This is a genomic window from Roseibium denhamense, from assembly GCF_009711415.1.
Taxonomy (GTDB): Bacteria; Pseudomonadota; Alphaproteobacteria; order Rhizobiales; family Stappiaceae; genus Roseibium; species Roseibium denhamense.
In genome coordinates this window covers 22,018-34,225 of sequence record NZ_SMLZ01000084.1, presented here as the reverse complement: position 1 = coordinate 34,225, position 12,208 = coordinate 22,018, and the positions used below count along the sequence as shown (strand labels likewise).

Annotated in this window: 10 protein-coding genes; 8 read left to right on the top strand and 2 right to left on the bottom strand. The window is 58.9% G+C overall.

All coding sequences use genetic code 11. The features are described 5' to 3' along the window. The 4 genes from E1180_RS22145 to E1180_RS02310 all read left to right on the top strand — a co-directional run. A partial coding sequence (locus tag E1180_RS22145; protein WP_208996858.1) for a hypothetical protein occupies positions 1-183 on the top strand: 183 nt, incomplete at its 5' end. A gap of 62 nt (positions 184-245) precedes the next feature. Further along, the gene (locus tag E1180_RS02320; RefSeq protein ID WP_155189475.1) at positions 246-1,322 is read left to right on the top strand and encodes an AraC family transcriptional regulator; all 1,077 of its coding nucleotides are present in this window, start codon (positions 246-248) and stop codon (positions 1,320-1,322) included. 130 nt (positions 1,323-1,452) lie between these two features. Next, entirely contained in the window at positions 1,453-2,847 is a 1,395-nt protein-coding gene (locus E1180_RS02315; protein WP_196220506.1) for a DUF1214 domain-containing protein, read from the top strand. Positions 2,848-2,860: 13 nt separating this feature from the next. Beyond that, positions 2,861-4,360, top strand: coding sequence for a DUF1254 domain-containing protein (locus tag E1180_RS02310; protein ID WP_155189473.1), 1,500 nt, complete (start codon positions 2,861-2,863; stop codon positions 4,358-4,360). A gap of 395 nt (positions 4,361-4,755) precedes the next feature. Here E1180_RS02310 and E1180_RS02305 read toward each other — a convergent pair whose 3' ends face one another. Both E1180_RS02305 and E1180_RS02300 read right to left on the bottom strand, forming a co-directional pair. After that, positions 4,756-5,181, bottom strand: a complete 426-nt coding sequence (locus E1180_RS02305) for a hypothetical protein (RefSeq protein ID WP_155189472.1) — start codon at positions 5,179-5,181, stop codon at positions 4,756-4,758. A gap of 171 nt (positions 5,182-5,352) precedes the next feature. Continuing rightward, positions 5,353-6,258, bottom strand: coding sequence for a LysR family transcriptional regulator (locus E1180_RS02300; protein WP_155189471.1), 906 nt, complete (start codon positions 6,256-6,258; stop codon positions 5,353-5,355). 96 nt (positions 6,259-6,354) lie between these two features. Between E1180_RS02300 and E1180_RS02295 the strand changes: the two genes are divergently transcribed. Genes E1180_RS02295 through E1180_RS02275 form a run of 4 tightly spaced genes read left to right on the top strand, consistent with a single transcriptional unit; the run spans position 6,355 to position 12,127 of the window. Continuing rightward, positions 6,355-7,806, top strand: coding sequence for an aldehyde dehydrogenase family protein (locus E1180_RS02295; protein WP_155189470.1), 1,452 nt, complete (start codon positions 6,355-6,357; stop codon positions 7,804-7,806). Next, positions 7,806-8,786, top strand: coding sequence for a membrane dipeptidase (locus E1180_RS02290; protein ID WP_155189469.1), 981 nt, complete (start codon positions 7,806-7,808; stop codon positions 8,784-8,786). The genes E1180_RS02295 and E1180_RS02290 overlap by 1 nt, the downstream gene beginning before the upstream one ends. Next, on the top strand, positions 8,783-11,101 hold the full coding sequence (locus E1180_RS02285) for a DUF3726 domain-containing protein (protein ID WP_208996857.1): 2,319 nt from the start codon (positions 8,783-8,785) through the stop codon (positions 11,099-11,101). Before E1180_RS02290 ends, E1180_RS02285 begins: the two co-directional genes overlap by 4 nt. 12 nt (positions 11,102-11,113) lie before the next feature. Next, complete coding sequence (locus E1180_RS02275) at positions 11,114-12,127, top strand: Ldh family oxidoreductase (RefSeq protein WP_155189467.1); 1,014 nt, start codon at positions 11,114-11,116, stop codon at positions 12,125-12,127. Positions 12,128-12,208: the final 81 nt, after the last annotated feature.

The window sequence follows — 12,208 nt, the reverse complement described above, 5'->3', positions numbered from 1 at the left end:
GCGGCGAGAACGAATTTCCTCTCTGCGGACTTTTCCGACCTTGGATTTTTCACCTTCGCTGATGCTGCATCGCTTCGCATGTGCGGCATCAAATTTGCAGCAGCGCCGCGTACTTTCCGTTTGCGGACGTTCAACGGAGTGGAATTAGACAAATCCCAAACTGCCCCTTCGCTGCGTGCATGACGAACGAGCATCCGTCAAAATAGAATTGCCCTTCGTCGGGATTTCGTCTTTCCAATCAGTTGATGGATACTGACCGCGGCTCTACCTTATCGCCTGAGGGGCGAGATAACCGAAGGGGAACAAAGATCGGTCATTCGCTTGTATCTACAACCGCGCTTGCGGGGATACCGGAGTTCATTGAAGCGTCAGCCGGGGCGGGTGCCGTATCTCGAGCTTTTTACGCCGCCGATGTGCCGGAAGCCGTCATCGGCAGAAGGGGATATTTCATTCCCCATCGGGCATTTTCGCTCATCTTGGAACTGGGCGCCCGGTCGGCTGGCGACCCTGCGTTCGGTTTGAGCATGGCACCGAACCTGCACATCGCGACCTGGGGTGCGTTCGGTGCCTTTGTCCTGCAAGGAGGAAGCATTGCGGAGCGGCTGCAAAGGCTCGTGCGCGCCTTGCCTTTCCACGGCGCGGATGACTCCATGGAGCTGATCGCGGTGGATAACGAGCTTCATTTCCACTATGACATTCCGTCGTCAGGAATGATCGGCTATGCGCATTACGCCATAGCGGCGGTTCGGTATGTCCAGACAATCGTGGCGCCGTTTCTCGCGCCGGGCTGGGCGCCGCTTCGGATCGAATTCGATTTCCCGAAACCACGTCACGCCGCGCTTTTCGAAGACCTGTTCCAATGCCCCGTGATTTTCGATGCCCCGCGTTGGACAATTGTCATCGGACGAGACATGGACCTTGTCGTCAACCCGGAGCGCCCGCGGTCGCAAACGGTTACCCTGTCCGATTTGCGGCGACAGGCGCGCCCCGCAGCGCCTACCAGCTTTGACGAAGAGATACGGGAGCTTGTCCGCATGCAGTTGCTTGACGGACAGGTGAGTATCGATCGGGCTGGCGCGCAGCTCGGGCTCGGCGTGCGCACGCTGCAACGGCATCTCGACTCGCAAAACCTCGCGTTCCGCGACATTGTCCTGCAAACACGACTCGCCCGCGCCAGCGAGCTGTTGCGAGAGACCAATTCCCCCATAACCGAGATTGCCACGTCGTTGGGTTATTCCAGCCCGGCGAATTTCAGCCGGGCCTTCCGCAAGTCGCAAGGGATCTCGCCGATGGATTTTCGGACATTTCCACGCGTCGTATGAACGTGACCTTGCCTAAGGTCCTGACCTCGCCTTTTGTCGTGAAATGAATAGTCGGCCTGCGTCGGTTTCGCGTACCATGTCGCTCGCGCCCCCTCACAGAACAGTACATGGACAGACAATGCCACATGCAATGAAACGCGCTTTCTCAACGCTTGCCATCGTGTTGGCCGGCACGTCGGCGCAGGCCGAGATATCCGAGGTGCAGCGCGACCTCGTCGTCCGCCGTGCCTGCGAGGCAGCCATCTGGGGTATGCCGGCAGTCGGTGTCTATGACATCGAGCTGGCCATGCAACGCGATGCCGGGGCCGAGTTCGGTACTCTGGGGTTCATGTCGGAGCCGATGGACAGCCGCCACGGCTTCCTGACGGCGAATGACGTCACGCCCTATACGTTCGGCGCTCTCAGCACCAAGGACGGCCCGATCGTGATCGACGTCCCGCCGGCGGGCGACAAGGTCGCGTTCTTCGGCACCATTGTCAATGCCTGGCAAGTTCCCATCGCGGATGTCGGCACGTCCGGCGAGGATGCCGGCGCGGGCGGACGTTACCTGATCCTGCCGCCGGATTTCGAGGGCAAGGCTCCGGAGGGCGACTTCCTCGTGCATCAGTCGAACACCTACGGTGTTCATTTTGTCTTCCGCCCCGTCGCAAAGAATGGTGGCACGCATGCCGATCAGGCCGCCTACGCCCAGACGCTGAACTGGTACCCCCTTGCAGATGCCGAAACACCGCCGACCGCGGGTTTCATCGACATCAAGGCAAACCCGGTCAACACGCTGCCAGTCTATGACATGACCTTCTACAACGACCTCAACACGGTTGTTCAGCGCGAGCCCGTCCTGGCGCAGGACAACGCGATGATGGGCATGCTGGCCTCCCTCGGCATGGTCCGCGGCGAAGCCTTCGAGCCGGACGAGGACACCCAGGCCGCGATGCTCGAGGGGCTGCAATGCGCCTATGACACGATGCAGGAGCATTTCATCAGCAACTCCGTCGTGCCGCTCTGGGAGGACCGGACATGGGGTGTCTGGGATTTCGCGGAAGGGCAGCCCGAGGCAGGCTTCCCCTATGCGACCGACGAGATGGTTCTCGTGGATGATCGGGCCGGTGGGTCCTATTTCTGGATCACCTACCTTCCCAAGAAACTCGGCGGCGGCACGTTCTACCTCACGGGTCTGACCGACGCAGATGGCAACATGCTCAACGGCGAGGATACCTACAAGCTCACGGTTCCCGCCGATACGCCCGCCGAGGATTTCTGGTCGGTGATCGTCTACAGCATGAAAACCAAGGGCTTCGTCGAGGGCGTGGACCGGGTGGGGCTCGCCACGCCCAACCTTCCCAACATGCAGGTCAACGAGGACGGCTCGGCCGACGTGTACTTTGCGCCCGAGGCGCCCGAAGGACTGGAGAGCAACTGGATCCCGACAGGAGAGGATTTCTTCCTTCTGTTCCGTCTTTACGGCCCCTCGGAGGGCTGGATGGAAAGCGGCTGGAAGCTCCCCAACGTCGAAAAAGCTGAATGATAGGAAGATTGGAATGAAAAAGACGGTTTATACCACACTGGCGGCTGCACTCCTGTCGACAAGCGCACTCCATGCCGAGACCCGTGATTTCGCGGCAGATGTTCCCGACGGCATCAAGACGCCCGATGTCGTGAATACCAGGTCGCTTGGGGATCTCGAGTTTTTCGACGGCATGCCCTCGGCGGACACGGTTTCAAAGGTCTACAACAACATCGATCTGATACGCGGTGTGACGGCCTTCCTCGATGGCATTCAGATCGCGTCCTTGCGGGCGATGTTTCAGGGCTATGAGGACGTCGGGGCTGCACCCGGGGATGTCGTGATGACGGAAGAGCTCATGGATGCCCGATCGATCTGGCTGACCCCCAACACGACGACGATCTATATCGCCTCGAATGTTGATATTTCGAAGGGGCCTCAGGTGATCGAAGTGCCGGCGGGAATGCTTGGTTTCGTGGATGACGCCGGCTTTGATTACGTGGCCGACATCGGTGCCCTCGGAGCGGATGAGGGCAAGGGTGGCAAGTATCTTCTGCTTCACAAGGACGACGAAACAACCGTTCCCGAAGGCTATTTCGAGCTGCGGACCAAGGCGCATGAACACTGGCTGCTCTTGCGGGGTACGCCAGCGGAGGACGGCAGCACGGATGCGGTCGTGGCGGAGGTGAAGGCGGGGCTCAATATCTACTCGTTGAGCGAAGCCGATGCGCCGCCCGAAGAAACATTCATCAACGTCTCCGGCCTGAAATACAACACGGTACACGCGAACAACTTCACCTTCTTCGAAGAAATCCACACGGCCCTGGAGAACAATCCGGCGGATGCCTTCGCACCCGAGATCCTCGGGGTTTTCCGTTCCATCGGCATAAAGAAAGGCCAGCCTTTCGAGCCGGACGCCCGGTTGAAGGCCATTCTTGAAGAAGCGGCGGCCATCGGAAACGCAACAGCGCGCGCCATGACTTTCAGTTCGCGAGACCCTGGCGTGTTCTTCTACGAGGATCGTCAGTGGAACCTGCCGTTCCAGCGCCAGAGCTATCAGTTCATCGAGGATGGTGCCCGAATTCTCGATGATCGTACCTACTTCTTCTATTTCGCGACCGGTATCACACCCGCGATGGCCGCGCCGCCGGTCGGCCAGGGGTCGGTTTATGCCTCAACCGCGAAAGACATCGATGGCGCCTATCTCGATGGCGGAAGAACCTACTCCGTAACCTTGCCCGGCCCGGTGCCGGCCGCGAACTTCTGGTCATTCATGGTCTATAGCGGGCAAACCCGATCGATCCTGGAGACCGACCAGAAATCCGGTGGCGTGGACTCCAAGAGCCCGGACCTTTCTGTCAACGACGATGGCAGCTATACGATCTGGTTCGGACCGACGGCTCCGGACGGGAAGGATGGCAACTGGGTTCAGACAAACCCGGAGCAGAGCTACCATGTGTTGCTGCGTCTCTACGGTCCACTGGAAGCTTGGTTCGACAAAAGCTGGAAGCCGGGTGACTTTGAACCTGAGTAATCGGAGTTCCGAGCGGTTTTCGATCGGCTTTCAAAGCAAAAGCGTTCCCTTCGCTGGGGGAGCGCATAGAGCATTCCCCAAACGGAGCCTCTCTCGGACCCTTTCCTGTAGGGTATCCCTCTCGGCCTGCTGCGCCATGATGAACGGCGCCTTTTCACATCGCGGCGCGGCATGATTTTTTCGCGTTCACGGCAAAATTCGTGCCGTATGCGCGTGCAGCGAGAATTTCAAATTCACGGAAGGGGCTCGTTTGAGACAGTCATTGCGATCGGCACAAACGTCGGCTTCGGGCGGGGAAGCGGACGTTCGGTGCGGTATGAACGAAGGTCCGCTAAGCGGACAAAGCATCTTGATGCAGATGCCGCGAGATTTATCTGCGGTTAGCGACCATATTTTTAAAACAACTCGCGGGTGTGCGGTTCGATTTCCCCGAAGCATGCAATTGTCACGTAAAACTCGCAGAAATCAAAACCGTCTTTTAGCCGAGCAGCATGCCTTGGTTCAATTGACGACAAAATGTCCCGTACATTCTCAGCCTGTGTGACCGGGAATTTACGATAGCGCCATGAAGAGCATCTATTCGAATGCCATTCCGCGGTAAAACGTCCAAACTTGCCTATGACAGGAGAAACAGGAGCAATTAACCTTTCGGATTGGCCGAATGAGTGCCAAGAGATTCCGGCATATTTTTTGACAACAATGATTGTTGGCTGGTGATCTGCATAATCGGTAGGGCCAAAAAACCCCGCACGAATCCGATCTGCGCCACGGCGTTGCGTGGTTGGACTGCGATGCGGTTTCCGTGATTTATGCTGCGCCAATCGATCTCCATTGCGAGCCAAGCAGCGTTTCAGAACACCTCCCAAATCTGGTTTCTGTTTCTGAGCCGCCGGGTGTGAACCGCACGAACAGGAACGCCCCTAGCGTGGAACCAATAGATGAGTAAAGACGCCGCTGGAAGCACCCAACTGGTTGTTGTTGTCAGTCAAAGATCAAATCCGGTCCCCGATCTCCGCAGCTGATTGACCGTTCCAATCGAAATCGCGCAGGAAATCCCTCAACTCCTCGGCGAATTGGGGAAATACCGCCTTTTCAGTCATGAGCAGCGAGACCTGACGCCTGTCGGGCAGATCTGCCAATTCCCGAAAGGCGAGGTCGGGACTCATGAACTGTGTGACGGATTGTGGCAAGATCGTTACCCAATGGCCGGTGCGGACCATGGCGATGAGAGACATCGTGTTCTGGACCGAAACGCGCGATCCTTTAATACCCTCACGGAAGGCCGGAGTTTCGATCATACTGATCAGGTCGTTGCGGATGAAAGCGCCGGAGATCACCTCCGAGAAGGTTGGTGTTGCTTTCTGCCGGGCGAGCGGGTGATCTGCGGCGCAGAGCAACCCGAAGCGGTCAGCAAACAGGCGGAACTCGCTAATCCCGTTGATCCGGTGCTGGCCGGAAACTATCCCAACGTCCGCCTGGCCGCGAACCAGTGCATCGATCACCTGTTGCGTATTGGTGTCACGCAATTCGATGCTGAGGTTGTCGTGGCGGCCGGTCAGTACCGCGATCGCAGCGGGAAAGACCTGGGCAGCAACCGACGGGATCGAAGCGATCCGCAGCAGTCCCTCCGGCGATCTCGCGCAGGTCTCGATAGCTTCAAGCGTGTAATCGAATTGTTTCAGCTGGGAACGCGCAAGCTCGAAAACCTGCTCACCGAGCGTGGTCAGGCGATTTTTCCGGTCGCTTTCGAACAACCTGTCACCGAGATTTTCCTCGAGCTGTTTAAGCGTCATCGAGATTGCGGACTGGGTGCGGCCGAGTCGGGTGGCGGCTTCAGCGAGATTGCCGATCTCGGCGACCGTGGTGAAACATCGCAGCATTTCGATCTTGATTGTCATGCTTCAGTCTCTCTGAAATTATGTTCAATAATTTTAGTTTGACTGATGACGATATGGCAATCCATTCTGCGGAGAAAACCAGTCCGAGGTTGGGGAATGACGCAAACCAAATTGAATTTCATCGCCGGTGCGTGGGTCGCGGGCGAGAGCGAGATCGAGAACCGCAACCCATCTGATTTGAGCGATCTGGTCGGCATTGTCACCCAGGCAAGCCAAGGCGATCTGGAAGCTGCGCTTGCACAAGCCCAACAGGCGCAGCGCGAATGGGCCGCTTATGGCCTGGAGCGCAAGCAGGCGGTGTTAATGAACATCGGCAACGAGCTGATGGCGCGGGCCGAAGAGCTTGGCACACTGCTCAGCCGCGAGGAAGGCAAGCCGCTGGCCGAAGGCAAGGGCGAAGTCTATCGCGCCGGGCAATTCTTCACCTACTACGCAGCGGAATGCCTGCGGCAGATCGGCGAAAATGCCGACAGCGTCCGTGCCGGTGTGGAAATCGACGTCCGTCGGGAGCCTGTCGGAGTTGTAGCGGTCATTTCGCCTTGGAATTTCCCAACCGCCACGGCATCGTGGAAGATCGCTCCGGCTCTGTGTTACGGCAATGCCGTGGTCTGGAAACCAGCAAATGTCACCCCGGCATCCGCTGTCGCCCTGACCGAAATCATTGCAAAACAGGATATTCCAAAGGGGCTCTTCTCCCTTGTCATGGGATCGGGCCGGACCGTCGGTCAAAAACTCGTCGAAAGCCCGGTTGTGGATGCTATTTCGTTCACCGGTTCCGTACCGGTCGGCAAAAATATTGCTGCGTCGGCCATCCAGAACCTGACAAAGGTACAGATGGAGATGGGGTCAAAGAACGCGCTCGCGGTTATGGAGGACGCCGATCTTGATCTTGCCGTCACCCTCGCGCTTGGTGGTGCATTCGGAGGCTCGGGTCAGAAATGCACCGCCTCTTCCCGTCTGATCGTACATGACGCGATACACGATGCGTTCGTAGACCAGCTGATTGCGGGCGCTAAGGCGATGAAAGTGGGTCACGCACTCGAAGACGGGACACAGATGGGGCCGGTGGTTAGTGACGATCAGCTTCAGGAAAATCTGGCCTACGTCGAAATTGGCAGGTCCGAAGGGGCGGAGCTTGCCTGCGGCGGATCCCGGCTCGAACGGCCGCACAAAGGCTATTACATGTCCCCGGGCGTCTTCCTGAACACGACGAATGATATGCGCATCAATCGGGAGGAGATGTTTGCGCCGTTGACCAGCGTCATCAGGGTTGGCAGCTATGACGAAGCATTGGCGACCGTGAACGATACCAATTTCGGCCTCACTTCCGGCATCGTCACGCGTGATTTGGCCCGGGCAACGCACTTCCGGCGAAATGCCCGGACGGGTGTCGTCACGGTAAATCTTCCGACCGCGGGCACGGATTACCATGTTCCGTTCGGCGGGCGCGGTGACAGCTCCTACGGGCCGCGTGAACAGGGTAAGGCGGCAGCCGAGTTCTATACCACCGTTAAAACCACTTACATCAGTGCTGGGGTGCCACGCTGATGCGGATCGATGGGCTGCAATATGCGAATTGGTCGGAGAAGATCTTCCGGCAGATGCACGCAGGCGGCGTGAATGCGGTGCACGCCACCATCGCCTATCACGAGACCTTCCGCGAGACGGTGCTAAACTTCGAACAGTGGAACCGGTGGTTCGAGCAATACCCTGACCTAATTGTTAAGGCTCAATGGGCCTCTGACATCGACCGCGCCCGCGAGAGCGGGCGCACTGCCATCTTCTTCGGCTTCCAGAACCCGTCGCCGATGGAAGATGACATCGGCCTGGTCGAGATCCTCCACAGCCTCGGTGCTCGCTTCATGCAGCTAACCTACAACAACCAATCGCTGCTGGCGACCGGGTGTTACGAGGACTACGATGCGGGCCTGACACGGATGGGCCGTGAGGTGATCGCGGAGATGAACCGGGTTGGCCTAGTGGTGGACATGAGCCATTCCGGGGATCGTTCGACCATCGAGGCTGCTGAGCACTCTACTCGCCCGATTGCCATCACACATGCCAACCCGCACGACTGGCACCCCGCGCTGCGAAACAAGCGCGACAAGGTGATCAGCGCGGTCACGGAGAACGGTGGAATGCTCGGGTTTTCGCTTTATCCACATCACCTGAAGAACAGTACGGCCTGCACGATGGAAAGTTTCTGCGAAATGGTAGCGCGTAGCGCCGAGCGCTACGGTGCAGAGCACCTCGGGATCGGCAGCGATCTTTGCCAGGATCAGCCCGACAGCGTGGTCGAGTGGATGCGCATGGGGCGCTGGACCAAGACAACGGATTACGGTGAAGGATCGCCCAGTAATGCCGGGTTTCCTCCCATGCCCAGCTGGTTCCGGGACAACCGCGACTTCGGTAACATCGAAGAGGGACTTCGCGCGACCGGCCTGAATGCGGACGAAGTCGCCGGAATCATGGGCGGAAACTGGTATCGTTTCTTCCGCGAGAATTTCGGGCCGGAGGACGGCGCTTGACCGAGGCCCTGACCATCGCACGGCGTGACCCAGCGCGTGTCATGCGCTTGAAACGACTTGGGTCGCTGCACCAGTGCCGCTTGAGTTTCATGCGCATTCTTACGAGACAAATAGCCCGTGACCGCTGGTCATTTTCGCGCACAGTCTTTGATATCGACGAAAATGGTGTGGGACGCGCGGTCTATTCTGCGACGGGGCCAGAGCGCACCTATTCGCTTGTCGCATTTGCACACGATCTGCCGGCCGAGAAGCGGTCGGACCGTGTCATTGCAGAGGCATGGGACGCGACCTTCACCTTGTTTGATGGGGTTCCAACCGACTCTGACCTTGACCGTCTGGCGGCGAACGTTCCGCTTCAGGAGGCGGGCCGCGTCAGCGAAACCGAACTTTCGCTCTCGCGGGCAAACCGCTCTGTCCGGCTCTGGGAACATGTCGTCGACGCGCTTGCCGCAGGGCGCCAGCCTGAAGCCGAGAGAATAGCCGATGTCGGATACCTGATGCGCACCACCGCCGTCTATGGCTCAGGAAAATTCGGCGCAGCGGATCGTGCAAAGATTGCAGCACGGCCAGAAATGCATGTGCCCTTCCAGGCCGAGATGCTGTCAGTTTATCTCACACGGACATTCGTACGTGATCTCGTGCAGCACATGGCGCATGCGAAGGGGGGGGTAAAGTCCGTCACGCTCGATCCATCAATTGCCCGCCAGTTGGGGATTGGCAATTCCACCGGGCTCGGAATGGCACCCTATATCGTGAACCACCCTGTGCTGTTCAACAACTGGATTATGGTCCGCGAGGAGGCAATTGCCCGGGTACGCGCAGTGAAGCGGGCACGTGAAGAAGAAGTTCGTGATTTCCGGACCATCCTCAAACGGGCGGAGATGTCTCTACGGAATTGGCGCTCCAAGCACGAAATACAGATCGAAAAGCTGAGCCGGCTGTACCGGGACTTGACAGTGCTGAACGCTGAGATCGCGGATTGCGACTTCAATCAGCCCTACCCCTGGAACCGTCTAATGGACTGGGCGGAACGCACGTTGAGCGAAGAAGGTGAGGAATTGCTCGCCTCGCTAATTCTTGAGCCCCACGCAGCACTTGTTGACGGGTTGGCAGATTGCATGGCCGACGACCGAGATGAGACGTTCCGGATCGATGGAACCATGCACGTGGCGGACCTGCGTGACCTGATCGAAGACAATTTCAGTTGGGCGCTCGATCTGGACTGGGACGCACAGGCGAACTGCGGGCGGGCCTGGTACGTTTCTGAGGAGAAGCTTGAGCCACGATTGGGTGAACGGTTCGAGGAGCCAATAGAACCCTATGAACAGCCGCTTGCCCCCGCCCGGGACGCAGCCGCGGCCCATTGCACTTTGGCAGATTGGGACACGGAACAAACCGTCGCAGACTTTCTGCTGCAACACCCGGAACATCGGCATACTGTGCGTCGCGCACAGCTCAGCCGACACGCACCGTATGGTGAGATCCGTGACAACACGATCGCCGCGGATGTTTTGCCGATCGATATGCTGCGCGCAAAACTTTCGTTCTTTGGTGCGACCCATTTCGATCCGCGCTCGGACCGGTGGGTACGGATATGCATGTTTGCTGGTGCGCCCTATCCCCGAGGAACTCTCAGAGGAAAACGCCGACCAGTGGGTTTACCCGGAAAGTGCTCCATGACGCTGTCTTTGAACGAGGTCGAGGCTCTGGCCAAGAAGGCTGCACGTGGAGCCGGTTACTCTTGGGGCCTGGCGGAAGAAGCCGCCATGGCTACCCGTTGGCTGTGCGCACGCGACATCGACGGTTGTCTGGAACTGGCCGAGCTCCTGACCGCAAGAGACGGCAACGGCTATGCGGCCAGCGCACCCGTGCTTGGTTTGTCGTGGATTTCGCGGGGGGGCGACTGGCTTTGTCCGGTTGCGACCGGCTGTGCTCTGTCTGATCGTGCCGAGGCCTTGAGCAATAACGCTTTGCGGATCGAAAACGTTAGGCGGCCAATCCTTCTGGCACCGTTTGCAGCATCGTTCGCACGACATCTCAAGAAATCCCTGGTGCTGTCATGGGAGGGCGCCCAAATCGCCACGGACGGTGAAACATTTCACGTCGTGGGCGAGACAAAGGTGACTGTCGCAACCGTTTTGATCGGGTTTCAGCAGGGATTCGAAGCTCCTTCAGCGCAATCTCATTCACAGCGAGCGCGGCCGAACGAGAATAGCCGCGCCATTCTCGAACGTTTTGCACATCGAACTTATGCGCCTGCGACTGACGCCTCCCGCCTGTCGGGTGCCGGCGCAGGCATTTCCGACAACGACTGAACCGAGGATGTCATGAGCGACACGCAAACCCTTACGCTTACTGAAATCGAGGACCTCGCCTTTCGTGCGCTTGTCGCCGCAGGGACCTCGGAGGAAAATGCACGACCTCTTGCTGTTGCGACCGCGGCGACCGAGGCCGACGGTGTGGCGAGCCATGGTTTGGCGTATATCCCAATCTATTGCGAACACGTTCAGTGCGGAAAGGTCGATGGCAAGGCGGTGCCGATACTCACTCAGCCACGAGCCGGGGTGATCGCGGCCAATGCCGCGACCGGGTTTGCGCATCCGGCAATCGACATCGGCTTCGAGGCCTTGATCCCGCGAGCGCGCGAGCTTGGCGTTGCAGCGCTTGCGATCCGGAACAGCTACAATTGCGGCGTACTTGGCTACCACACCGCGCGCCTCGCCCGTGCCGGGTTGCTCGGGATCGGCTTCACCAACGCTCCGGCTTCGATCGCGCCGTCGGGCGGGTCGAAACCTGTGGTCGGCACTAATCCATTTTCCATCGCAGCCCCTGGCACTGACGGCGAACCGGCCGTGTTGATCGACCAGAGCGCCAGTACCATTGCAAAGAGCGAGGTGATGAAACACGCTCGCGAGGGCCGACCGATCCCGGTGGATTGGGCCCTCGATGCAGAGGGTAACCCGACGACAGACCCCAATGTGGGCCTTAAAGGTTCGATGGCGCCGTCGGGTGGTTACAAGGGGGTCGGCGTCGCGCTGATGGTCGAGATGATGGCTGCTGCGATGACCGGGGCAACCCTCGGCATTGATGCCTCGCCCTTCTCCGGCGCCGTCGGAGGTCCACCGAAGACCGGGCAGTTCTTCCTCGCGATTGACCCCGCCGCCACCTCAGGAGGAGATTTCGCCGCCCGTATGACGGATCTCGTTGCCGCGATCCATGATCAAGAAGGCGCGCACTTGCCCGGTGATGGGCGCGCAGCGAAGCGGTTGCAGGCCCGCGCACACGCGGTTGGCGTCAACGTGGCCACACTCGATAGAATCGCGGCGATCCTCGAAACCTAATCGGCGGGCGCCACCAACGCAGGCGCGGAGAGTTCAAACCAAACGAAAACCAGGCAGTCACTAGACGGCCGGGTTTGTTTT